The organism is Nocardiopsis sp. N85, assembly GCF_028882275.1.
Lineage (GTDB): Bacteria > Actinomycetota > Actinomycetes > Streptosporangiales > Streptosporangiaceae > Nocardiopsis > Nocardiopsis lambiniae.
The window spans coordinates 66,828-91,637 of the sequence record NZ_JARBUT010000005.1; the positions used below are offsets into that span (position 1 = coordinate 66,828).

Consider the following 24,810-nt stretch of genomic DNA (forward strand, 5'->3'; position numbering starts at 1 on the left):
CTCGCGGCAGCCGGTCTCCAGACTCCCTTTCGGACCGATCGCTCGGGGGGTGGGGCCACCCCCGCGACACCGGAAGGCGGCGGGAACGCCCGCCGGAGGTGGCCCCGTGGCCCCGTGGCCGTGGCCCGGGGCGCCCGATCGTCAGTTCGGCAAACGGTCCAGGATCCAGGTTCCGGCGGCCTCGCTCATGTGGGTGTGCGGTTCGTCGGTGTCCGCCACGAGGAACTCGTCCAGGTCGCTCCTCTCCGCTCCCAGGGCACCGACGTTCGCGTAGGGGTCGTCGAGTTCACCGATCGAGACCGCGCTCACCGTGGGCACGAAGCACACCTTCCGGACGGACACCTCGATGGGTCCGGTCGCCTTGAGCCGATCTGCGGCGAGGCCGTAGGACTCCAGGGTTCCACCGGGTGCGCCGTCCAGGGCGGACAGGCCGGTGGTGCGCGACTCGTGTTCCGTGAGCCGCCCCTTGAGTTGGGCCACGAGCTGTTTGTCGCCCTCGGCCTGGGTGTAGAGGGTGGTGCCGGCGAACCAGCCGCCGGTCACCCGCAGCGCCTCCGTTCCGGGTGACACGCCCGATCGCGCACCGTCGCCCCGGCCGTTGGCCACACCCAGCAGACGTGGGACGCGGGGCCAGTCCCCCACCTGGCGCAGGGCCGTGAGGAACTCGGTGCGGCGGGCGTCCTCCGCCGGTTCGGCGTCGACGGTGGCCACGTGCCGCCACAGCAGTTCCCGGGCGGCGGGGCTGTTGATCTGTGCCGAGAGGGCGGGGGTCGCGGTGAGGAGGTGCGCGAGCTTTTGGATGCCGATGGGCACCCAGGCACCCCGGTGGGGGGTGTCGATGGAGAGGTAGGTCGCGGTCTGGTGGTCGATGCCCTCGTGTTCCAGCTTCGCGAGGGCGTAACGGGTGATCAGGCCGCCCATGCTGAGGCCGCCGACGACGAGGGGTTCGGAACCGGAGCGCTGCGCGATGGTACGGAGGACGGCCTCCCGCACGGTTCGCGCGTTGTCGAGGAGTGAGGCGCTGCGTTCGTCGTAGCCGACGAGCACGAGGTCGTGGCCGCGACGGCGGAGTTCGGTGATGAAGGGGTGGTCGCCCCGTTCCAGGCCCTGCCAGAGTTCTTCCAGGTCGCTGGGGCCGGTCTCGAAGCCGTCGGAGAGGAGGACGGGGCGGGTGAGACCGCGGTGTCCTTTCGCCAGGTGGATCCAGGCGATGCCGCCGGGCAGACGCCACACCTCGTTGGGTGCGGGCGCGGGCTCAAGGCGGCCCGGTGACGGGAAGAGGAGACCGAGGGGTTCGACGGGCGGCTGCTGCGTGTCGCTCATGGCTCTGCTCTCACGAGGGGCGCGAAGGCGCCGATCTGACGCGCGTCCACGGCGGGCCCGGGGGTCCGGGGGTCCGGATGAAGGCCGGGTGAACGCGCAAGTCAGAGGCTTCCCGGAAGCGGGGCGATGAGAAACGGGAAGGTCACGAGAGGCTGACGGGCGACGCGTTTTCCTCCCGCTTCGCCCACCCGCGTACGAGGGAAGCGGACCGTCCGTAATGAGGTTTTCTCCTCACCTCGCGATCACTTCATGTCACCTGACGACACACTCCCCGTCACCCGATCGACGCACTCGGGGCGGGAACCGGGACCGGAAAAAGGAGTGGCCCCGCCACATCCTTCTCGGCGGGGCCGGCCGGCCTTCCAAAGGCGTCACCGCGTGGTGAGGGTGCCGAGGAGAACGGTCCACTCGGTCGCGGTGAACTCCAGGTGGCCGGGTTCCCGGTTCCGGGTATCGCGCACAGCCGTCGCGAAGAGGTCACCGCACCCCTGGGACATACCGGATTCTGAGCGCAGAGCAAGACGCTCTCACGCGAAGAGTGTGACAGCCGCTTCGTCGACCGGCTTTCTTCTCGCCATGACCACACATAACGACACGTTCTTGAGAGATATCCGTGGTTGCCGCGATCCCGCTCTGGAACCGGCACACCGGTGGGCACCCGACGCGCGGTTCGGTCGGGCCTCCGGCATCCAGGTGAAGGCTGATTCACCTCGGCCCGGCAGGTCCGACGAACCGGTCGGTTCATGGGCCCGGCTCGGTGGATGCACGCCGCCCACCCGAAACAGCCCTGGCGGTCGAATTCGGAAGCGCCTGCCAGGGCTGGTGTCCCCACCCGAACCCGAATTGATCGAGAGGAGACGGAATGCGGTGTAGCGCCGAGAAGGCGGCCCCTCCGGGGGCGAACCGGTACGCATCGACGGTGGCGACAGGGCGGGCGGGAGCGCGTCACCTGCGGGCGAACCCTCCGCCGTGCGGCGGATGGCGGCGGCCTCCGCCTTCGCTCTGCACCACCACGTCGCCGGCACGACCGGGGACCTGTTCTCCCCGGAGTTCGCCCCGAACCGCACCACGACGGGAGCGTCCCGGCGGGAGCAGCCGCACGGCCGGGACCTGGGACGGGTGATCCCCCCGCGGCCCGACCTGGCGGGGTGGGTACGGCCCCGGACCGTGGGACCACCAGCGGACACCGCAGGGTGGGGACTTCCCGGAACCGTGACCCAGAACCGGGCCGAGGTCAGGGAGACACGTACCCGGCCCGCACAGCGTAAATAGCCGCCTCGGTACGGGAGTGGACCTGGAGTTTCTCCAGGATGTTGCGCACGTGGTTCTTCACCGTGTTCTCTGTGATGAACAGCCGTTCCCCGATCACCCGGTTATTCAAAGACCGGGCGACCAACGCGAGCACCTCCGCCTCCCGAGGGGTCAACTGCGGTATCACCGGCCGCTCCGGCGGGCTGCTGTCCTGTTTGGCAAGCTCGGCGAACTCCCCGATGAGTTTCGTGGCCATGGCCTGGTTGATCGAGGGTCGCCCGGCAGCGATCGTCCTGATGGTCTCCGCGATATCGGTGACCGCGATCTCCTTGAGCAGGTAACCCGACGCGCCGACCTTGAGCGCGTCGAACAGGTCGGACTCCTCGTCGCTCATGGTCAGCATGACGAACCTGGTGCCCGGGACCGACTCGCGGATGCGCGGACAGGCCTCGATGCCGCGGGCGTGCGGCATCCACACGTCCATGAGGACCACGTCGGGACGGGACCGGGCGGCGAGCCGGATCGCCTCTTCGCCGTCCCCCGCCTCGCCGACCACGTTGATGTCCGCCTCCTCGTCCAGGACGGACACCAGACCGCGCCGGAACAGGGCGTGGTCGTCCACGACCATGACGCGGATCGGGCCGTCCGGGGCGTTGGTGTGTGCCGGGTGGTGTGGTTGGTCGGGGGTGGGGGGGTGGGGGCTCACCGGAACTCCTTTTTCGTGTGAACCGAAATGGTTACTTCTTTTTGTTTCCGTCGCGGCCCTTGCAGCAGAAAGGGTTTTCGCAGATGTCGGCGGCGGTCCGGTTCGGGAAGTTGCAGTACATGCAGGTACATCCGGATGCGGCGACGGCGATCCGGGAAAGCGCAGTGCGCGGAGCTCTCATTCAAGTCTCCTCATGCGGGGGGTGCCTGCATAATCTCACAGGCGGCTTGTTGACGTGGCCGGATCACGGATTGTGGTAGCCGGTCTGCCGAATGAACCGCTCCCTGGAAGTTGGACTGGAAATCCAGTTCCATCGACCAGGGAGCAGCCCCATGAGAGCGAGCAGCAGACACACCGCGAGCGAGCATGGGGACATGGAGTCAGTGAGCAGACAGCTGAACGGTGAGTTACTCCGTAGGGCTGACGAGGCCCTCATGCGGCAGTGCTCACGGGAGCTGTACGAGGCTGTCTACGAGGCGGTCGGTGAGCCGATGCAGTGGCGGGTGGTGAACGTCTCCGAGCACGTGCGGCGCCGGATTCGAGGCGACCTGGTGTAGTCACTCCCGGCCGGTGCATCACCCGGGCCCGTGCCGGTGCGCGGACGCGAGGGTGCGCACGATCTCCTCTGTCTCGCCGCCGATCCGGTACCCTCTCCGGCCGTGCGTAGGCCGGCCGAACAGCCGCCGGGTGTGGGTGTAGCCGTGGGCCTACGAACCCCACGTGTGGGAGGGCGTTCTGGCCGGGCACGGGGCCGACCAGGCGCGGGTGTGGAATGAACCGGCACCGGAGGCCGACCATGTCGGCGCTGTGATCGAGGTCGCCACCCGGTAGGTTGTTCGTCCTTGGCCTGGCACCGTAGGACATGGCTCTGGACCCGATGGACGCGGAAGCGGCGAAGTAGTAAAGGCGCTTCCGGGCACGGCGAACGGTTCGACGATGATCTGTCAGGGGGCGTCCGTCCAAGTCGGCCCGGCCCCGGAGTCGATCATCTCCTCCACCACATCGGCAACGAGTCTTCGAACGCCTCCGTGCGCTCGTCCGCCGGCCAGGACAGCGAGGGAAGCTCCGCAACGGTACCGAGGCAAGCCGTGTCCTCGGCCGACCAGCGCACTCGATACGTGTAGTGATCCGTTCCGCTCACGTCTCTTCCTCCAGCCTGTCGATCGCGGCGAGGACCTGCCTCATCCGATGAGGGGGCGCTCGGCCGCTCGCGGTCCTGGACGTTCGCCGGGGCTCCGGCGGCCTCTTTCGAGACGTCCTCTGATCACCGTCGCGGGAGACCGCCGGTCCAACGGAGGGCGACAGCGGCACGAGGAAGCACGTCGAGTGTCGGAGAAGGCCGAGGCCGCGTCCTGAGGGAGCACGGGCCCGCCTACTCCTCCTCCGGCTTCTCCTCCGGGGACGGGACGAGGACATCCTCCGGGGTGACCTGCCCGTACCCCATGGCCACGTAGAAGTCCTCCAGCGTCACGTACCCCGCCCGCCGGGCCGCGCCGATGAGGTCCCCCGAGGTCTCCGCCTCGATCAACCGACGGTCGCCCCCCATGTGCTCGGCCACCGCGCGACGCCCGTCGCCCTCCGCCTTCTCCCGCGCCCGGGTGCGGTACCAGGCCCCGATCGCCACGCGGGCCTTGCCCGTCCGGGCCGACTCCAGCCACGCCCGGTCCGGCCCCGGTTCGGCCTTGGTGATGATCTGGACCGTGTCCCCCTCGCGGACCTGCGCGCTGGGCAGCGCCAGCCGCCCGTTCACCGTCGCCGCCGAGAACCGGTCACCGATCTCGTTGTCCAGGGCGTAGGCCACGTCCACCGGGGTCGACCCCTCCGGAAGGGTGAGGATCTGCCCGTTCACCGTCAACACCGTGATGCTGTCCGCCAGGTCGGTGCGCACCCCTTCGAGGAGTTCCTCCGCCGAGGCCCCCTCCTGCCAGCGCAGCAGCCGGGTCAACCACTCCGGGTCGGTGGTCCGCCCCGACACCAATCGCCCGTCGCGTCCGGTGCGCTCGTGGATCTCGGCGATGATCCCGTACTCCGACACCTGCTGCGCCCGCCCGTCGCAGATGATGATCTGCACCCGCCGCCCCGACTCCGTGACCACGGTCGTGTGCAGCGCCTTGTACAGGTTGTACTTGGGCGAGGCGATGAAGTCGCGGAACTTCGCGGGGATCGGCTGCCAGCGCCCGTGCACCGCGCCCAGCGCCAGGTAGGCGTTCTGCTCTCCCCCGCGCACCACCACCAGGTACCGCACCGTCGCCGACGGGCCCAGGTCGACCAGCGGGGAACCCGAGTGGAACACCGACGACAGATGCCGCGGCCGCACGTCCACGTCCGCCTTGACCCGGAAGGACGCCAGGCTGTCGCGCAGTGCCGTCGCCACCGAGTCGGTCTCGTACCGCGTCTCGTCCCGTACCCGGTCGACCCGCTCCCGGGTGTGCTCGAACTCCTCGGTCTCCAGGTACTCGAAACACAGGTCTTCGAGTTCCCGCTTGAGCTTGTAGACGCCCAGTCGTTCGGCGAGCGGGACGAGGAGTTCGCGGGTGCCCTTGGCGATCTTCACCCGTTTGTGCGGCGGCTGGAACTGGAGGGTCCGCAGGTTGTGGACACGGTCGGCGAGTTTGATCAGCAGGACCCGAAGGTCGTCGCGCGCGGCCACGACCATCTTGCGGAAGGTCTCCCCCGCGGCGGCGCTGCCGTACATGGACCGGTCGACCTTGGTGACCCCGTCGACCATGACGCCGACCTCGGTGCCGAACTCGGCGGCCAGGTGGCCCAGGCTGAACGGGGTGTCCTCCACCGTGTCGTGGAGGAGGGCGGCGACCAGCGTGGCGGTGTCCAGGCCGAGTTCGGCGAGGATGGTGGCCACCGCCAGCGGGTGGATGATGAACGGCTCGCCGCTCTTGCGCTTCTGCTCCCGGTGCAGGTGGTCGGCGACGGCGTAGGCGCGCGCCAGCAGGGCGACGTCGGCCTTGGGGTACCAGCGCAGGTGCTCGGCGATCAGCGCCTCGGCCTCGCCGGCCGGACGGGTGGTGGCCTTGGCCTGGTTGAGCCCGCGCCACCACTCGGTGGAGGCCGTCACATCCACATCGGGAGCTCCCATACGAACCCCTTTCCATCGCCCTGCGAACCGGGTATCGGACCAGCCTACTGATCCCACGACACCCCGGTCCCACAAAGCCCGGAACCGGTCCCCGCCCACTCGGACACGGACCGGGGTCGGTCCTGCGTTCCGTTTCCGGTGCGGCACGGACGGTGACCTCGGGGATGTCCGGAATCCCTGGTGGGAGAGCGACACCGACGCCCTTCACGGCCTCGACCCCGCCACAGCCGCCGCCCCGGACGCGCGAACGCCCCACCGGGAGAACCGGCCCGGACGGCGCGAACGGGACGTGCGGGATCTCTCGCTGGGAACGCGATGACCAGCCCGGGACGCGCCAACGTCCGACCTCACCAACGGCGGGCGTCCCCTCGTGGGAGACACCCGCCCCGGACGCGCGAACGCCCGGCCGGGCGGAACCCTGGCCGGGCGTTCGGAGTTCGCGAGCGCGGTGCTACTTGCGCTTCTTGATCTCCTCGGTCAGCTGCGGGGCGACGGTGTGCAGGTCGCCCACGACACCGAAGTCCGCCAGCTCGAAGATCGGCGCCTCGGGGTCCTTGTTGACCGCGACGATGTTCTTCGCGGTCTGCATGCCGGCCCGGTGCTGGATCGCGCCGGAGATGCCCAGGGCCACGTACAGGTTCGGGCTGACCGTCTTACCGGTCTGGCCGACCTGGAACTGGTTCGGGTACCAGCCGGAGTCGACGGCGGCGCGGGAGGCGCCGACGGCGGCACCGAGCGAGTCCGCGAGGGACTCGACCACGGAGAAGTCGTCGGAGCCGACGCCGCGACCACCGGAGACCACGATGGCGGCCTCGGTGAGCTCGGGACGCGCGCCCTGCTCCTGCACGACGCGCTCGACGACCTTGGCGGTCTTGGCGGCGTCGGACGGCTCGACGGAGACGGCCTCCTCGGCGGCGGCGCCGGTGGCGGCCTCCGCCGGGAAGGAGTTCGGGCGGACCGCGATGACCGGCACGCCGGTCTTGACGCGGGCGTGGGTGACGGTGGAGCCACCGAAGATGCTGTGCTCGGCGACGAGGTCGGCGGTGACGTCGACCACGTCGGTGAGCACGCCCGAGCCCAGCTTGACGGCGGTGCGGCCGGCGATCTCCTTGTTCTCGGCGGTGGCCGAGACGAGGATGGCGACGGCGCCCTTGTCCTGGGCGAGCTTGGCGAGCAGCTCGGCCTTGGGAGCCACGACGTAGTCGTTGAGCTCGGCCGGAGCCACGTAGACCTTCTCGGCGCCGAACTCGGCCAGCGCGGCCTTGCCCGACTCCACACCTTCGCCGACCCAGACCGCCGCGGGCTCGCCGATGCGGCGCGCGGCGGTCAGCAGCTCGGTGGTGACCTTCTTGACCTGTCCGTCGACGTGGTCGACGAGGACGAGGACCTCAGCCATAATCCTTGAACCTTCCTGAGTCTCTCGCCTGACCTACACGAACTTCTTCTCGGCGAGGAAGTCGGCGATCTTGGCGCCGCCGTCACCCTCGTCCTTGACGATCGTGCCCGCGGCGCGCGGCGGCGCGGCGGCGAAGTCGACGGTCTCGGTGGTGGCGTTGGCCAGCCCGACCTTGGCGGTGTCGATGCCGGCGTCGGCGGCGGACTTCTTGTCCACCGGCTTCTTCTTCGCCTGCATGATGAGCTTGAAGGACGGGTAGCGCGGCTCGTTGATCTTCTCCACGACGGAGACGACCGCCGGGAGCTGCGCCTCGACGACGTCGTAGCCGTAGTCGGTCTGGCGCTGGATCCTGATGGCGCCGCCGTCCACGTCGACCTTGCCGGCCAGCGTGAGCTGGGGCAGGCCGAGGTACTCGGCGAGCGCGGCGCCGACGACGCCGGTGCGGGCGTCGGTGGACTCCGAGCCCAGGACGACGAGGTCGAACTCCAGGGTGCCCAGGGCCTGCGCGAGAGCGTAGGCGGTCTGGAGGGAGTCCGAGCCGTGGATCGCGTCGTCGTTGACGAAGACGGCCTTGTCGGCGCCCATCGACAGGGCCTTGCGGATCGAGTCCGTGGCCTGGTCGGGACCCATCGTCAGGACGGTGACCTCGCCGCCGTGCTTCTCCTTGAGCAGGAGGGCCTCTTCGATCGCGTACTCGCAGAGCTCGTTGATGACGCCGTCGGACGCTGCGCGGTCCAGCGTCTTGTCATCGGGGTTGAGCTTCCGTTCGGTCGCCGTGTCCGGGACCTGCTTGACCAAAACGACAATATTCATGGCCGGTGGCCGACCTCCCTGCACTCCATATCCGCCGTGCGGCGGTCGGACGCTGGCGCGCCCCGTACTGCCAACAATGCCGAATGACGTTCGGTCACCCGACGGCGGGGCCGGTCTTTCCGGTCGATCGGTCCCGCGGTGTGCTCATAGTTCAGATGTTACTGGCTAGTAGCATGAAGGCCAACCCACAGCCCCCCGTTTTTACTTAGGAAACCCTAACCACTACTGGTAGCGCCGACTCCCGCGCCTCCGCAATAGGGTGATCCACCGGTTCGTCGGACCAGGCCGGCACGGATCCGACGCCCCTTCTCACACCTTAGTCACCGCGCCGCCGCGCGCCGGCGTCGCATCGCCTCTGTAACGGGGAACACCCCCGCCGGAACCCGCGTTCCCCACCCCGGAGACGGTCGCTCCCGCCCCCGGGACCGTCCCTCCGGCCATGGCCGCGCCCCTCCGGACGGGCACCGCCCTCCCCGATCGCCCCGCGAACGGCTCGGGCGCCCCGGCTCCCGAGGGAACGGAGGCGCCCGGCGCGGCGTGCGGCGCCGGCCTCAGCCGTCGACCCAGTCCGAGGGACCCTGGAGCGGGCCGAGCCGCCAGTCCGGGGCCGAGCCGAACCCGAAGGACAGGACGAGCATCGCGAACAGCACGACCGCGACGATCACACCGATGTACACGTACAGGTTGCGGAACCGGATCCGCTCCACCAGCCACACGGCCTGGTGCCGGGCCTGGCGTCCGCTGGGCATCAGGTAGCTGAGCAGCATCGTCACGAACACGGCGAATCCGCCGATGTAGTTGGCCCCGGCATCGCCCGTGTCCACGATCTGGGCGTAGACCAGACCGACGAGGATGCCCGCCACCAGGTAGATCAGGCCGAACCCGACGGTGCGCAGGAGCATCCGCCCGAACGCCCACGGGAAACTGAGCGCCACCACCACGCTGTCGGAGTTGCGCGCCCCGCGCGTCTGCAACCTCTTGGCGTGCTCGGCCTTGACCACGTCCAGGGCGCTCAGGCCCGCGATGACGAGGATGCCCAGGAAGATGCCGATCCACGGGAAGACCAACCCCAGACCGGCCAGGGCCAGGACCACGGGGATGAGCACCAACGGGTGCATCCGGTAGACCCGGTCCTCGTACTCGTCGCCTTCCTCCCCCTCCTCGTAGAGGGAGTCGTACTCGCTGTACTCACCGGTCTCGCTGTCGCCCCGGAGGTAGCCGCCCATCCGGTCGTTGCCGCCCCGGCGGAAGCGGTCGAGCCATCCGCCGCTCTCCTCGTAGTCGTCCTCGTCGAACTGCTGCGTGCGGTTGCCGCGGCCGTCGTCGACGGGAGGGAGGATGTCGGAGAAGTCGCCCTTGTGCAGGGGCGTGTTGAAGAACTGGGTCTGCGGGGCCTGACGGGGATCGTACTCCGGCTCCTCGAAGTCGAGGGGGGAGCGGCCGCCGCCCCGCGCGACCTCGCGCGGGTCGAGCATCATCGTGCCCTGCGGGTCGCCGTCACCGGAGTCCACGGCGTCGATGCGCATGGTGCCCTGGTCATCCTCGTCGCGCACCGGTGCGATGCGCCGGGTGCCCGCGTCGTCGGGGTCGGCGAGCGGGTTGATCCGCATGGTGCCCTGGGGGTCGTTCGGCTCGTCCGCCCTGGGGGGCGCGATCCGATCGGTGCCCCGACCGCTCAGGTCGTCGGTGGCGTCCTCGTCGACGGCCCAGCCTCTGTCGCGCGCCCCCGACAGGTCGTCGGTGGCGTCGTCGTCGGTGCGCCATCCGCCCGGGCCCGACTCGCTGCGCGCCTCGGAGACCTGATCGGCGGGGGCCGACCAGGCGCCGGCCGTGGGGTTCGGGCCGCTCCCCGAGGGACCCCACCCCTCGTTGCCGCCCTGGGTCATCCGGCTGGCCAGGTACCCGGCCGCACCGCCCAGCGCGGCACCGCCCAGGGCCGCGCCCGCGGCACCGGAACCACCCGATCCGCCGGTGGCGCCGCCGGCTCCGGCCGCGCCGGCACCACCGCCGAGGCCGGCGGCCGGTCGGCCACCGGAGTGGTCGGCCCCGGGAACGACCGGGTGGTGGACGGTGTGGCTCCCGGTCAGCCCGGTGGGCTTGTTACCGGGGTCCTCGGTCCAGGGCAGGTCCAGGTTGAGCCGGCCGGCCTCCGCCACCAGTTCGGTGGCGGTGGGACGGCGGTGCATGTCCCGGGAGACGGCGCGCGCGACCAGCGGCCGCAGCGCCTCGTGCATCCCGTCCATGTCGATCTCGCCGTTGAGGATGCGGAAGAAGATCACCTCGAAGGCGCCCGCGCCGTAGGGCGGGCGGCCGGTGGAGGCGAAGGCGACGGTGCCGCCCCAGGCGTGGATGTCGGTGGCCGGGCCCAGCGCGGTGCCCTCGATCACCTCGGGAGAGAGGTAACTGGGGGTGCCGACGAAGGTGCCGGTCTGGGTCAGCTTGGCTCCGTCGACGGCGTGGGCGATGCCGAAGTCGATGACGATCGGCTCGCCGTTGGAGATGATGACGTTGCCGGGCTTGAGGTCGCGGTGGATGACCTCCACCGCGTGGATGTCCTTGATCGCCCGGGCCAGACCGGTGATGAACCGGGTGAGGGCGCGCCCGCGCAGCGGCCCGTGGTCGGTGACGGTGGCGTCCAGGGTCGGGCCGGGGATGTACTCGGTGACCACCCAGGGGAGTTCGGCGTCGGTGTTGGCGTCGATGACCGCCGCCACGTTGGGACTCTGCACCCGGCGCATCGTCTCGACCTCGCGGGCGAGCCGGGCCCGCGCGATGCGGTCACCGGCGACCTCCGGCTTGAGGACCTTCACCGCGACGAACTGCTGGGTCCGGGGGTCCTCGGCCTGGTACACCACGCCCATGCCGCCCGATCCGATGCGGCGGCGGATCACGTAGTGGCCGATGCGCTCCGGCAGCTCCTCACCCATGGGGAAACCTGCCGACATTGCCATCGAGAACTCATCCCCTCAAAAGACCGCATACCGCCACGTCCAGCTTATCGGCCGGGGGGATGGGTCACCATTGGCTTGTACGGACCTCCGACGGGGCCCTGTGGTCCGCTCGGCGCCGCCGGAAGGTCTGGGGGCTCCGGCGGCCGACCCCTCGTCGGACGACCATCACCGAGTATGACGGAAAAACCGTGCGAGCGGTTCCCTCCACCGCGCCCGAACTGGCCGGTTTCGGACTCCGGGATGGGTGTTTCGGTCACACCGTGCCCGTGACACCCACCCCGCCCTCCATGCCGGCTCAGCGACCGGTCGGTGTCATCGGCCGGTGAAGACGGCCTTGCCCGGCCCCTGCTCGACGAAGCTGCGCATGCCGGTCTTCTGGTCCTCGGTGGCGAACAGACCCGCGAAGTGCAGCCGCTCGATCTCCAGACCGGTGTCCAGATCGGTCTCCAGACCGCGGTCCACCGTCTCCTTGGCGGCGGCCAGCGCGATCGCGGGACCGTCGGCGAAGCGGGCGACGTAGGCCACCGCCTCGGCGTAGACGTCCTCGTCCGCGACGACGGCGTCCACCAGACCGATCTCCTTCGCCTCGTCGGCACCGACGTGGCGACCGCTGAAGATCATCTCCTTGGCGCGGGCCGGGCCGATGAGCCGGGGCAGCCGCTGGGTGCCGCCGGCACCGGGGATCACCCCGAGCCGGATCTCGGGTACGCCCAGCTCGGCCCTGCTCCCCACCACCCGGAAGTCGGCGGCCAGCGCCAGTTCCAGACCGCCGCCCAGGGCGTACCCGGTGACGGCCGCCACGACCGGCTTGGGGATGCGCGCCACGGCGGTCAGCGCGCCCTGGAGGTCACGGGCGTACTCCAGCATCTCGGCGTGGGTGCGCTCGGCCATCTCCTTGATGTCGGCCCCCGCCACGAAGAACCGCTCGCCGCCGTAGACCACGACCGCGCGGGCCGCCGGGTCGGCGGCGACCTGCGCGGCGGCCTCGGCGATCTCGGCGGTCAGCACCGCGTTGAGCGCGTTCACCTTGGGTCGGTCCAGCCGGATCACGGCGACCGCCGGGTGTTCGGGGTCGGTCTCCACGCGCACGAACTCGGCCACGTGCTCCACCTCTTCGTTCATCGACGTCACTGTCCCCGGATTCCTATCACCCGGCCTACGAGAACAGCAGTACCAGGGTGCCCAGCCGCGCGGACAGGGCGTAGGCGGACACCAACAGCAGGAGCGCGCAGATCGGCAACAGCGTGTCGGCGGTGCGCCAGCGGCTGTGCCGTGAGCGGCTGCGCGGGCCGGTGCCGAACGCGCGCGCGTCCATGGCGGTGGCCATGAGCGTGCCGGTGCGGATGGCCCGGACCAGGAGCGCGAACATCCGCCCGAAGAACAACGTCACCATCCGGACCGGGTTACGGCCCGCCTCCAGTCCGCGGGCCCGGCGGGCCAGGGTGATGGTGCGCCACTGGTCGGCGAGCAGCGGGATGAGCCGCAGTGCGGCCAGCACGCCCATGGCGGGGCGTTCGGGCACCCGGAGGCGCTGGACGAGGCCGTCGGCCAGGTCGGTGGGATCGCTGCCGGCGGCGACGAGCAGACCGGGCAGGGCGATCGCCAGCAGGCGCACCGCCGCGCCCAGGGCGCCCTCCCAGCCCTCCACGCCGTAGAGGTGGTTGACCAGTCCGCTGGACAGACCCATGAGGAGGAAGGGCCCGCCCAGGACCAGCAGGGTGCGCCGGTCCAGTCCGCTGAACGGCACCAGCGCCAGGACGCCCAGCAGCACCACGCCGCCGGTGACGGCGTCCACCGCCGGGACCAGGCCCAGGCCCAGGATCAGCGCGGCCACGAGCTTGGCCGCCGGGTTGAACCGGGTCAGCCAGTGGCGGGCGCCGCCGTCCTCGGGCGCCTCGAAGGTGAGCGCGTCCCCGACCGCCCCGGGGTGTTCACGATCGGCCACGGGTCCCCCTCTCCGCCGTCCCCGTGCGGATGTCCTCACGGGCCCGGCCGTTGGCGACCCGGATCCGCACGTCGGTCAGTCGACGCAGCAGGAGGTCGTCGTGGGTCGCCATGACGATGGCGCGGCCCTCGGCGCGCAGTTCGCCGAGCAGTTCCACCAGCTCGGTCCACGTGCGGGTGTCCTGGCCGAAGGTCGGTTCGTCCAGGAGCACCACGTCAGGGGCGTGCGAGGGCCCGGAACTCAACGCGGTCGCGACCGAAAGCCGTCGTTTCTCGCCCCCGGACAGCGTGTACGGGTGCACACCGGCGAGATCGGTCAGGCGCAGTCGTTCGAGCAGTTCGTCCACCCACGCCTCGGTCTCCACCCTGTCCCTGCCCGCGCGCAGCGGGGCGAACCGCAGTTCGTCGCGGACGGTGCCGGTGACGAACTGGTCCTCGGCGTGCTGGAACACGGTGCCGACGTGCCGGGCCAGCCTCCGGGCCGGCCAGCGCGCCAACGGCCGCCGATCGACCCGCGCCAGCGGGCCGTGGGGCAGCACCGCGCCCCGGTACGGGCGGGACAACCCGGCCAACAGGGTGAGCAGGGTCGACTTGCCGGACCCGTTGGGCCCGGTCAACGCGGTGGCGGTACCGGCCCGCACCGCGACGTCCACGTCCTCCAGCACCACGCGCCGGGGCGGGACCCGCACGCCCAGCCCGGGCGGGGTGCGGGCGGTCACACCGGCGGCCGTCAGCAGCGTCCCCCCGCCGGGGGCGGCCCCGAGGGAGGGGGCGGGACCGTGTCCGGGCACCCATACGCCGCGGGCGGCCAGCGCGGCGCCGTGCTCGGCGAACACGGCCTGCGGTGTGCCGTCGGCGATCACCCCGCCGCCGGCCGTCAGGACGACCACCCGGTCCACCAGGTCGACGACCTCGGCGACCCGGTGCTCGACCAGCACCATCGTCGCGGAGGTCCGTTCCAGCAGGCGGACTAGCACCCCGCGCACCAGATCGGCCCCGACCGGGTCGAGGTTGGCGGTGGGTTCGTCGAGCAGTAGCAGGCGCGGACGCATGGCCATCGCGCCGGCGATGACCAGGCGCTGTTTCTCCCCGCCCGACAGCGCGCCGGTGGGGTGGCGCGGGCCGTAGGGGAACCCGACGTCGTCGAGAGCCTCGCGCACCCGCGCGTGGATCTCGTCCGGGGGCGTCCCCAGGTTCTCCGGACCGAAGGCGACGTCGTCCCCGGCACGGGCCATGACGATCTGCGACTCGGGGTCCTGGGCGACCAGCGCGACACCGGCGCGACCTCGGCGGGCCTGCTCCCCGTCCACCAGGAGCAGGCCCTCCTGATCGCCCCCGATCGCGCCGTCGTCGCCGGTGAGCCCGGCGAGGGCGTGCAGCAGGGTCGACTTGCCGGTGCCGGAGGCGCCGAGCAGCAGCACCCGTTCGCCGGGGTCGATGGTGAGATCGACCCCGCGCAGGGTGTGCGTGTCCCGGCCCGCGTGCCGCCATCCCCATCCGGAGAGTTCGACGCGCGCGCCGGGGCGTCCGTCCTCCGCCACGGATCAGCCCTTGGCCGAGGCGAAGGGGGCCAGGGCGCCGGAGCGGGCCAGGGCGGTGGTGAGCAGGCGGGCGCCGACGCCGGCGATGACGGCCGCGCTGATCACGACGATGACCCCGTAGATCACCTGGTAGTGGAGCGGCCAGGTGACGTTGTAGGTGATGTTGTCCCGGATGGCCGGGGAGATCCCGGCGACGGCGGCGGCCAGGACCGCCACGCCCATGCCCCAACGGCGGTAGCCGAAGGCGAGGAAGACCAACTCGGGCAGGATGCCCTGGAGGGTCCCGTCGAGGATGACCATGATCCCCCACTGGGTGCCCAGGACCGCCGACACCGAGGCGGCGGCGATCGAGGTGAGCAGGGCGGCGCCCGGCTTGCGGATGATGAGCCCGCCCAGGACGCCGGAGATCAGCCACATGCCGTAGACGACGGCCTGCCCGGGCGGGAAGGCGACGAACAGCGGCGCGGTGATCGACCAGATGATGTTCCAGAGCCAGAAGACGACGCCGATGGCGACGCCCAGGACGGCGGCGACGACGATGTCGACGGTGCGCCAGCTGCGCGCCCGTGCCCTGATGTCGTCCCAGGTTCCACCCGAGGTGGTGTCGGTGCCCATTGATGTGTCCCTTCGTCGGTGTGACGAGGGGCGGATACGGCCAAGAGCGACACCGTCGAACGGCGCGTCGGAGTCCTCCTCCGCCGCGCGACGTCACCGTCGGTGGCGATTCCCACGACTTCCTTCGCCGGCATTACCCGGATCAGGTGTGTAAGGGTCTGCGGTCGGTCCGCACTCTCAGCGCTCACGCGCTCCCCTGTCGGTTCGCACCCATTATGCGCCATACGTCGCAGAACACCAGGGCTCGGGTCCCGCTTGGTCCGATCCGCGGCCCCGCTTCGGGCCGGGTCGCGCGACACCGAAGGGGCCGACCGCCGCGTGCGCGGCGGTCGGCCCCCGGCCCGGGGACGCCCGTACCGCTTCGGTCGTCCACCGTGCCCGACCGGTCCCGCAAGGCCCTCGACGGGTGGCCTTCGGCCACGGGCCCCGGCGTTCGTCCCACCGGCGGGGCCCGTGACCGACCTCGCGGGTCAGGCGCTGTCGTCCTCTTCTTCCTTCTTCTTGGGCGGGGTCGCCGAGGGGTTCCCGAAGCGGGACGGCGACGGGGCGAAGGACTCCGCCGGCAGATCGGCCGCGGCCCGGCGCATCGTGGCCTGCCAGATCGGCCCGGGCAGCGTGCCGCCGTAGACGATCCCGTAGTACCGGCCGCCGATCGACACCCCCTGGAGCGGGTTCTTCTCGCCGCCCCGGATGTCGCCGACCACCACGGCCGAGGCCAGGTTGGGCGTGTGCCCGGCGAACCAGGCGTAGGCCGCGTTGTCGGTGGTCCCGGTCTTGCCGGCGGCCGGCCGGTCGATGCCCAGGCCGTTGGCGGTACCGCCCTTGAAGGTCTGCTGGAGCAGATGGTTGACACCGTCGGCGACGTGTGTCGGCACCGCGTCCTCGTCGCAGTGCGAGCGCATGTGGATCTCACGGAAGTCGGCGTCGCCCTCGCGGCCCACGGTGACCGCGGCCACCGGGTAGGGCTCGCAGAAGGTCCCCCGGGACGCGAAGGTGGCGTAGGCGTTGGCCACGGTGAGCGGGGAGACCTCCTGGTCGCCCAGGGTGAAGGAGCTCCACACGCCCAGCGGTTCCCCGTCCGCGCGGTGGATCCCCACCCGTTCGGCCATCTCCGCCGTCTCGCACAGGCCCACCCGCCGCTGGAGCTGGGCGAAGTAGGTGTTCACCGAGCCCTTGGTCGCACTGATCATGTTGTGCGAGCCCTCGTCGCTCTCACCGGCGTTGCGGACCTCCCACTTGGACATCACACCGCCGTCGCAGTTGCTCAACCCGCTCACCGACACGTTCTTGGGCGAGGAGAAGCTGGTCTTGTACTTCAGCCCCTTGTCCAGGGCGGCGGCCAGCGTGAACGTCTTGAACGTCGACCCCGCCTGGTACCCGTGCGATCCGCCGTCGGCGTGGTCGACCGCCAGGTTGATGGAGGTGGTCCCGACCTCCTCCGGATCGAACCCGTACCGCATGTTCTGGGTCATGGCCCGCACCTTGCCGGTGCCGGGTTCCACGAGGACCTGCGCGGCGAACTTGGTGGTGTCCCCCGGCGGCACCCGCTCGTCGATGGCCTCCTGCGCGGCCTCCTGCATGGCGGAGTCCAGGGTGGTGCGCACGGTGATGCCGCCGCGTTCGAGCAGGCGCCGGCGCTCCTCGGGGTCCTCGGCGAACTCCTCGGACTCCTGGAGCCAGCGCATCACGTAGTCGCAGAAGAACGGCTGCTCGCCGTGGTAGCAGCTACCGCCGCGCGGTGTGGGGTCCAGCCCCAGGTCGGCGCCCTTGTACTCCGCGGCCTCGGCGGCGTCCAGGTGTCCGGTGGCCTCCATCCGGTCGAGCACCAGGTCGCGTCGTTCGCGGGCGGCGTCGGGGTTGGTCAACGGATCGTAGTAGGAGGGGGCGCGCACCAGGCCGACGATGGTCGCCGCCTGGCCGGGGTCGAGGTCCTGCGCGGTGATCGAGAAGTAACGGCGGGCCGCGATCTCGATGCCGTGGGCGCCCGCGCCGAAATAGGCGAGGTTGAGGTAGCCCTCCATGATCTCGTCCTTGGTGAGGCGGTCCTCCACCTCGATGGCGTAGCGCAGTTCGACGAGTTTGCGGCTGATGGTGCGTTCGCTGGCGCGCTCCAGCTCGGCCTCGCTGGCGGCCTGCTCGATGAGCAGGTTCTTGACGTACTGCTGGGTGATGGTCGATCCGCCCTGGGTGTCGCCCTGCGCGGTACGGGTGGCGGCGCGCAGGAGGCCCTTGAGGTCGAGCCCGGAGTGTTCGTGGAAGCGGTCGTCCTCGATCGCCATCAGGGCGGCCGGCACCCACGGGCTGATCTCCGACAGCCGCACGACCTCGCGTTCGCGCTGGGCGACCTCCGCGATGGGTCGGTGGTCGACGTCGGTGATGAGCACCCGTTCGACCAGGCGGGGGATCTCCAGGTCGGCCGGCATCGCCATGAACCCCGACGCCGCGTCGCGGGCGGTCAGTCCCAGTCCCCCCGCCCACGGCATGACCAGCGCGGCGGACAACACTCCCGCCAGCGCGCCCGCCCCCACCAGACCCAGGATCGTCCGGCCCCGCCCCTCCTGGGATCGGGCCTTCCGGTTCGGCTCCGTCACGTCGCCCCCTACTGCCGAGTGCCGCCCCGTCCGTGAGACACGGGCAGGGCACTGCGCCGACCACCTTCGCAGGGACGGATCGCCTCGTTGGGCATCGGAACGGGCGTGTCACAGAAAAGCTTCATCAATCTATAGCAAAGCCCTCAGATCGGTCATCGCTCACTACGGTTGCACGGATTGACGAAACGGACATTTCAATCCCTCGACATCAAGACGTCACGGGGTCGATAGAGCGCCCCCGAGCGACGAAGCCATGAATCCCGGACAAGAACATCTCTGGAGATGATTCCGACACATGGGCATGTCCGCAATAAGGTCCGACCCCCGCCCGGGGCATTCGGTCATCCCTACCCACCCTCTCGCGGCCTCCAACATGACCGATCAGTTTTCCGACTTTTCACCGCAGAGAATGCCATATCAACCAGAGAGACACCCGAATCTGGTGTTGCCTTATGACCGATTTGAGCAGTTTACCCAGGTGAAACCAGGCAAATACCAGCCAGAAGCCCTCCCGCCCAGTGTGATGAGGATCACATAAATTATCCGGCCATGGTACTCCGCCAAACCACACAAGAGGGCAGACGATAGAGAGCGGAGGGCACCGAAGCGGCAATCCGGACAGATCTCGATCCGGAAACTTCGTTAACTCCGTCTTGCCTTGGATTAACTCTGGGTTATTTCCGCCCGCCGAGAACCAAAGCGTCTCCCTAAAACGCCCGAACCACGACAATTACGGTGTAGCCAGTGATCGGACGCCTGCCCATCCTCGACATCTCTCCGGACAACGACCTGGGCCCCGTGAAAGCCGTTCCCGGTGAACGCTTCACCGTCGGGGCGACGGTCATCCGCGAAGGACACGATTCCCTCGCAGCGGGTGTCGTCGTGTACAACCCGAAGGGCCGCCGGGAACGACTCGTTCGCATGAGCGAGCGCGCACCCGGGACCGACCGCCACGAAGCGGAGATCAGCCTCCCCGCGGAGGGGAAGTGGTCCTTCGCGATCGAGGCCTGGAGCGACCCCTTCGCCACCTGGCACCACATCGCGGAGGTCAAGCTCCCGCTCGACCAGGACACCGAACTCGTGCTGGAGGAGGGTGCCCGGTTGCTCTCCCGGGCCGCCCGCCGCGTTCCCCGCAGGCCCCTGCCGGCCCGCGCCGCGGCCGTCCTGCGCGACACCTCCCTGTCCCCGGCCGACCGTTACGCCGCGGCGATCACCCCCGAGGTGCTCGCCTTCATGCACGACGTACCGATGCGCGAACTCGTCACCCGGTCACCGCGCACCCGCGTCGTCGTGCACCGCGAACGCGCCCTGTTCGGCTCCTGGTACGAGTTCTTCCCCCGCTCCGAGGGGGCCCAGGTGGACACCGCGCCCGGCCAGGAGGTCTCCGGCACCTTCACCACCGCGGCCAAGCGGCTGCCCGCCATCGCCGACATGGGCTTCGACGTGGTGTACCTGCCGCCCATCCACCCCGTGGGACACGACCACCGCAAGGGCGCGAACAACTCCCTCACCGCCGGCCCGGGCGAACCCGGATCGGTGTGGGCCATCGGATCGGCCGACGGCGGCCACGACGCCGTCCACCCGGACCTGGGCACCCTCGCCGACTTCGACGCCTTCGTCACCGAGGCGCACGAGCACGGCCTGGAGATCGCCCTCGACCTGGCCCTCCAGTGCTCTCCCGACCACCCCTGGGTCACCGAGCATCCGGAGTGGTTCACCACCCGGGGCGACGGGTCCATCGCCTACGCCGAGAACCCGCCCAAGAAGTACCAGGACATCTACCCGCTGAACTTCGACAACGACTTCGCGGGCCTGTACAAGGAGATCCGCCGGGTCGTCCAGCACTGGATCGACCACGGTGTGCGCATCTTCCGGGTGGACAACCCGCACACCAAGCCGGTGGCGTTCTGGGAGAAGCTGCTCGCCGACGTGGCGAAGAAGCACCCCGACGTGCTGTTCCTGGCCGAGGCGTTCACCCGCCCCGCCATGATGCGGACCCTGGCCAAGGTCGGCTTCCACCAGTCGTACACCTACTTCACCTGGCGCAACGACAAGGGCGAGCTCACCGACTACCTCACCGAGCTCAGTCGCGAGACCGCCCACTACCTGCGCCCCAACTTCTTCGCCAACACCCCGGACATCCTCAACGCCTATCTCCAGGAGGGCGGCCGTGCCGCCTTCGAGATCCGCGCCGTCCTGGCCGCTCTGCTCTCCCCCACCTGGGGGATCTACTCGGGCTTCGAGCTGTGCGAGAACACCCCGGTGCGGCCCGGCAGCGAGGAGTACCTGAACTCGGAGAAGTACCAGTACCGGCCGCGCGACTGGGCGGGAGCCGAGGCCGAGGGGCAGAGCATCACCGGCCTCATCACCCGTCTCAACGAACTGCGTCGGGAGCACCCGGCCCTGCGGGAACTGCGCAACCTGCGCTTCCACCACGTGGACCGGCCCGAGCTGATCTGTTTCTCCAAACACCGCCCCGGCGACCGGCCCGGTGACCCCGACGACGTGGTCATCGCCGTCGTCAACCTCGACCCGCACCACGCCCACGAGGCGACGGTGCACCTGGATCTGCCGTCCATCGGCCGTGCGTGGGAGGAGGAACTCAAGGTGACCGACCAGTTGACCGGTGCCGCCTACACCTGGGGAGCGGTCGACTACGTCCGGCTCGACCCCGCGCAGGGGCCCGCGCACGTGTTCACCGTCAGCGGCAGATAACGGCACGCGGAGCGGGGCGGGGCACGGCGGAGGACATCCGCGGGTGCCCCTCCCATGCCCCGATCAGCCGTTGATCCGATGTCGAACATTCAGGGTGGGGAGCAGTAGATGAGCAACGACGAGTCCGGGCCGGGACGCAACGAACACCTCGCGCACGGTCCGCTCGCGCCGGCCACCGGGGCCGCCACAGGCCCGCTCATGTCCTCCGGCGGTACCGGTGATCCCCACTGGTACAAGCACGCCGTCTTCTACGAGGTACTCGCCCGGGGTTTCTTCGACTCCAACGGCGACGGCACCGGTGACCTCACCGGTCTGGTGCGCAAGCTCGACTACCTCCAGTGGCTCGGTGTCGACTGCGTCTGGCTGTTGCCGATGTACGAGTCGCCCCTGCGTGACGGCGGGTACGACATCTCGGACTACTTCAAGATCCTTCCCGAGTTCGGCACCACGGCCGACTTCGTGGAGCTGCTCGACGAGGCTCACCGGCGCGGCATCCGCGTGATCACCGACCTGGTGATGAACCACACCAGCGATCAGCACCCGTGGTTCAAGGCCTCCCGGGAGGACCCCGACGGCCCCTACGGCGACTTCTACGTGTGGTCCGACACCGATGAGCGCTACGAGGACGCCCGGATCATCTTCGTCGACACCGAGACGTCCAACTGGACCTACGACGAGGTCCGCGGCCAGTACTACTGGCACCGCTTCTTCTCCCACCAGCCCGACCTCAACTTCGAGAACCCCGCCGTCCAGGAGGCCATCCTGGAGGTCCTGCGCTACTGGCTGGACCTGGGCATCGACGGGTTCCGGTTGGACGCGGTGCCCTACCTGTACGAGCGCGAGGGCACCAACTGCGAGAACCTCAAGGAGACCCACGAGTTCCTCAAGCGGGTGCGCGCCGAGGTGGACCGGCTCTACCCCGGTCGGGTGCTGCTGAGCGAGGCCAACCAGTGGCCCTCCGACGTCGTCGACTACTTCGGTGACCACGAGTCCGGTGGCGACGAGTGCCACATGAACTTCCACTTCCCGCTGATGCCGCGCATGTTCATGGCGGTCCGGCAGGAGCAGCGGTTCCCGATCTCGGAGATCCTCGCCCAGACCCCGGAGATCCCGCGGAACTGCCAGTGGGCGATCTTCCTGCGCAACCACGACGAGCTGACCCTGGAGATGGTCACCGACGAGGAGCGCGACTACATGTACTCCGAGTACGCCAAGGATCCACGCATGCGCGCCAACGTGGGGATCCGCCGGCGGCTCGCCCCCCTGTTGGACAACGACCGCGACCAGATCGAACTGTTCACCGCCCTGTTGCTGTCCCTGCCCGGCTCCCCGGTGCTGTACTACGGCGACGAGATCGGCATGGGCGACAACATCTGGCTGGGCGACCGCGACGCCGTGCGCACGCCCATGCAGTGGAGCTCCGACCGCAACGCCGGGTTCTCCACCGGCGACCCGGGACGGCTGTACCTGCCGCTGATCCTCGATCCGGTCTACGGCTACCAGGCGGTCAACGTGGAGGCCCAGCGGGCCAACCCCGGTTCGCTGCTCCACTGGACCCGCCGGATGATCCAGATCCGCAAGCGCCACCCCGTGTTCGGCACCGGCGCGTTCACCGAGTTGAACGCCACCAACCCGAGCGTCCTGGCGTTCATCCGCGAGCACGGCGACGACCGCATGCTCTGTGTGAACAACCTGTCCAAGTACCCGCAGCCGGTGGAGCTGGACCTGTCCCGATACGCCGGGGTGAACCCCGTGGAGTGCGTGGGCGGGGTGCGCTTCCCCGCGATCGGCGAACTCCCGTACCTGCTCACCCTGCCCGGTCACGGCTTCTACTGGTTCCAGCTGCCCACCGCGGGCGCCGACCCCGAGCCGGCCGTCGCCCGTGAGGAGGACACGGCACCCTCCTACGGCCTGCCCGCGGCCGGGGTCAGTGCCAGGACCGCGCTGAGCGGGCGGGTCGGCCACACCCGCGACGCGCACCACACCATGGTCACCACGCCGCCCGCCGCCCCGACCGGCGAACCACTCCGCCCCGGCGGATCCCCTCCTCCCCCTCAGGGATCCGCGATGACCGCACCGGGACCGACCATCCCGATGGCGGAGGGCACCGGCCCGGGTGTCGGCGAGAAGGGGAGCAGGTCTGACTGACATGTCCCAACTCGAAGAGCTCCTGGCCGTCTGGCTGCCCCGACAACGCTGGTTCTCCGGCAAGGGCATCCCCATCCGACAGATCCGGATCGAGAGCCGGCACACCCTGGTGTCCGCCGGGCTCGAAGGTCCCGACCTCACCCTGCTCATCATCAAGACCGGGCAGCGCGGCCACGATTCCCGCTATCAGGTGCTGCTGGGGTCACGCCCCTCGCGTTCCCTGCCCGCGGACCTGGCCGGCGCCGCCATCGGTGTCTGTCAGTCCCCGGGCGGGCGGCCACGGGTCATCTACGACGCCGCGCACGACGTCCAGCTGACGGCGATGCTGCTGGAACGGTTCGCCGCCCCGTCCGGGGCGGGCAGGGTCCGGTTCCGGACCCTGCCGGGGGAACGCGTCCGCACCGGTTCGGCCGGGCGGATGCTCACCGGCGAGCAGTCCAACACGTCGTTGGTGTTCGGCGAGGACTACGTCCTGAAGACGTTCCGGCGGGTGTGGCCCGGCCCCAATCCGGATCTGGAACTCAACCGGGCGTTGTCGGGATCGCCCTACGTGGCCCGGCCCTGCGGTTGGATCGAGGCCGATCTGCCCGGGTACGCGGTGCCCACCACCCTGGCCATGCTCCAGACCTACATCCCCGGAGCGGTGGACGGGTGGGTGCTGGCCACCGCCTCCGCCGAGAAGCTCATGGGCGGGGGCGGGCGGGCGACGGAGACGTCCTTCACCGAGGACGCCGCCCTGCTCGGGCGCACCACGGCGGAGGTGCACCGCTCCCTCGCCCGGACACTGCCCACGGACGTGCTGTCGGTGACGGCCGTGGCCGAACTGGCCGACGCCATGGTGGAGCGATTGGCCATGGCCAGCGCCGAGGTACCCGAACTCGCCGAGCACGCGCCCCTGGTGATGGAGGCCTACTCCGAATTCGCCCGGGTCGACGAACCGCTGCCGATACAGCGCATCCACGGCGACTACCACCTGGGCCAGGTCATCCGCACCCGTTCCGGGGGCTGGGTCCTGCTCGACTTCGAAGGCGAGCCGACCCTCTCGGTCCGGGAGCGCAGGAGACCGTCCAGCCCCTTGCGGGACGTGGCCGGAATGTTGCGCTCCTTCGACTACGCCGCCGGATACCTGCTGGTCAAGCACCCCGGCGACGAGGAGTTGGAGTGGTCGGCCCGCGCCTGGGCCCGGAACAACCGCGAGGCGTTCTGCCGGGGGTACGCCGACGGCGGCGGAGCCGACCCGGACAAGCACCTGACCGTCCTGCGGGCCTTCGAGTTCGACAAGGCCGTGTACGAGGTGCTGTACGAGGCCCGTAACCGGCCGGACTGGCTGCGGGTCCCGTTGGAGTCCATCGCCGCGGGGGCCTCGAAGCCGCCGGTAGCCCGGTGATCGACGGCCCGCCGTCCGAACCGGGCGGCGGGCCGTGCCGTTTTTCCCGTTCACCCACCGTCCCTGTTCACGAGCACCACGGAGCCGCATTGTCCTCGCCACGCAGCGAACAGCGTCCGCGCGCGACCACCGATGAGGAGACCGCGAAGAAGACCGAGAGCAAGGCCGCGTCCGCCGAGGCCGCGAAACCGGCGAAGAAGGCGACGCGCAAGGCCACCGCGGCGACCGTTCCGGAGCAGAAGCCGAAGCGCGGGTCCGGAAGCCGCAAGAAGGAGCCGGTGAGCACGGCGTCGACCAAGAAGACGACCGCGGGCACCGCATCCGCCAAGAAGGCG

16 protein-coding genes and 1 riboswitch are annotated in these 24,810 nt (G+C 70.1%); of the genes, 4 read left to right on the top strand and 12 right to left on the bottom strand.

From position 1 onward, the window contains the following. Positions 1 to 141: 141 nt before the first annotated feature. The 3 genes from PWG71_RS09230 to PWG71_RS09240 all read right to left on the bottom strand — a co-directional run bounded on the left by PWG71_RS09230 (position 142) and on the right by PWG71_RS09240 (position 3,280). Entirely contained in the window at positions 142 to 1,323 is a 1,182-nt protein-coding gene (locus PWG71_RS09230) for an esterase/lipase family protein (RefSeq protein WP_274809165.1), read from the bottom strand. A gap of 371 nt (positions 1,324 to 1,694) precedes the next feature. After that, positions 1,695 to 1,820, bottom strand: a complete 126-nt coding sequence (locus tag PWG71_RS09235) for a DUF397 domain-containing protein (protein WP_274809166.1) — start codon at positions 1,818 to 1,820, stop codon at positions 1,695 to 1,697. A gap of 737 nt (positions 1,821 to 2,557) precedes the next feature. Further along, positions 2,558 to 3,280, bottom strand: a complete 723-nt coding sequence (locus tag PWG71_RS09240; RefSeq protein ID WP_274809167.1) for a response regulator — start codon at positions 3,278 to 3,280, stop codon at positions 2,558 to 2,560. Between the two features lie 383 nt (positions 3,281 to 3,663). Here PWG71_RS09240 and PWG71_RS09245 point away from each other — a divergent pair, with 383 nt between their 5' ends. Further along, a complete protein-coding gene (locus PWG71_RS09245) occupies positions 3,664 to 3,837 on the top strand; it encodes a hypothetical protein (protein ID WP_274809168.1) in 174 nt (57 codons plus the stop codon). Between the two features lie 815 nt (positions 3,838 to 4,652). On the opposite strand, the gene PWG71_RS09250 is transcribed toward PWG71_RS09245, so the two are convergent. From PWG71_RS09250 to PWG71_RS09290, 9 genes are all read right to left on the bottom strand, one after another. Continuing rightward, positions 4,653 to 6,374, bottom strand: a complete 1,722-nt coding sequence (locus PWG71_RS09250) for a RelA/SpoT family protein (protein WP_274809169.1) — start codon at positions 6,372 to 6,374, stop codon at positions 4,653 to 4,655. A gap of 451 nt (positions 6,375 to 6,825) precedes the next feature. Then, positions 6,826 to 7,770, bottom strand: a complete 945-nt coding sequence (locus tag PWG71_RS09255; RefSeq protein WP_274809170.1) for an electron transfer flavoprotein subunit alpha/FixB family protein — start codon at positions 7,768 to 7,770, stop codon at positions 6,826 to 6,828. Positions 7,771 to 7,803: 33 nt separating this feature from the next. After that, positions 7,804 to 8,583, bottom strand: coding sequence for an electron transfer flavoprotein subunit beta/FixA family protein (locus tag PWG71_RS09260; RefSeq protein WP_274809171.1), 780 nt, complete (start codon positions 8,581 to 8,583; stop codon positions 7,804 to 7,806). A gap of 551 nt (positions 8,584 to 9,134) precedes the next feature. Next, entirely contained in the window at positions 9,135 to 11,510 is a 2,376-nt protein-coding gene (locus PWG71_RS09265; RefSeq protein WP_274809172.1) for a bifunctional serine/threonine protein kinase/MFS transporter, read from the bottom strand. 336 nt (positions 11,511 to 11,846) lie between these two features. After that, positions 11,847 to 12,656, bottom strand: coding sequence for an enoyl-CoA hydratase/isomerase family protein (locus tag PWG71_RS09270; RefSeq protein ID WP_274809173.1), 810 nt, complete (start codon positions 12,654 to 12,656; stop codon positions 11,847 to 11,849). Positions 12,657 to 12,690: 34 nt separating this feature from the next. Further along, positions 12,691 to 13,479, bottom strand: coding sequence for an energy-coupling factor transporter transmembrane component T family protein (locus tag PWG71_RS09275; RefSeq protein ID WP_274809174.1), 789 nt, complete (start codon positions 13,477 to 13,479; stop codon positions 12,691 to 12,693). Then, the gene (locus PWG71_RS09280; protein WP_274809175.1) at positions 13,466 to 15,019 is read right to left on the bottom strand and encodes an ABC transporter ATP-binding protein; all 1,554 of its coding nucleotides are present in this window, start codon (positions 15,017 to 15,019) and stop codon (positions 13,466 to 13,468) included. The genes PWG71_RS09275 and PWG71_RS09280 overlap by 14 nt, the downstream gene beginning before the upstream one ends. A 3-nt stretch (positions 15,020 to 15,022) precedes the next feature. Next, positions 15,023 to 15,634, bottom strand: a complete 612-nt coding sequence (locus PWG71_RS09285) for an ECF transporter S component (RefSeq protein ID WP_274809176.1) — start codon at positions 15,632 to 15,634, stop codon at positions 15,023 to 15,025. Positions 15,635 to 15,736: 102 nt separating this feature from the next. Then, a riboswitch (TPP riboswitch) is annotated at positions 15,737 to 15,842 on the bottom strand. Between the two features lie 262 nt (positions 15,843 to 16,104). Further along, positions 16,105 to 18,225, bottom strand: coding sequence for a transglycosylase domain-containing protein (locus tag PWG71_RS09290; RefSeq protein WP_274809177.1), 2,121 nt, complete (start codon positions 18,223 to 18,225; stop codon positions 16,105 to 16,107). Between the two features lie 744 nt (positions 18,226 to 18,969). Between PWG71_RS09290 and PWG71_RS09295 the strand changes: the two genes are divergently transcribed. From PWG71_RS09295 to PWG71_RS09305, 3 genes are all read left to right on the top strand, one after another. Continuing rightward, positions 18,970 to 20,940, top strand: coding sequence for an alpha-1,4-glucan--maltose-1-phosphate maltosyltransferase (locus PWG71_RS09295; protein ID WP_274809178.1), 1,971 nt, complete (start codon positions 18,970 to 18,972; stop codon positions 20,938 to 20,940). A gap of 108 nt (positions 20,941 to 21,048) precedes the next feature. Continuing rightward, positions 21,049 to 23,088 (top strand): maltose alpha-D-glucosyltransferase, encoded by a 2,040-nt coding sequence (treS, locus tag PWG71_RS09300; protein WP_274809179.1) that lies wholly within the window; start codon positions 21,049 to 21,051, stop codon positions 23,086 to 23,088. 1 nt (position 23,089) lies between these two features. Beyond that, the gene (locus PWG71_RS09305; protein ID WP_274809180.1) at positions 23,090 to 24,475 is read left to right on the top strand and encodes a maltokinase N-terminal cap-like domain-containing protein; all 1,386 of its coding nucleotides are present in this window, start codon (positions 23,090 to 23,092) and stop codon (positions 24,473 to 24,475) included. The last annotated feature ends 335 nt before the right edge of the window (positions 24,476 to 24,810 follow it).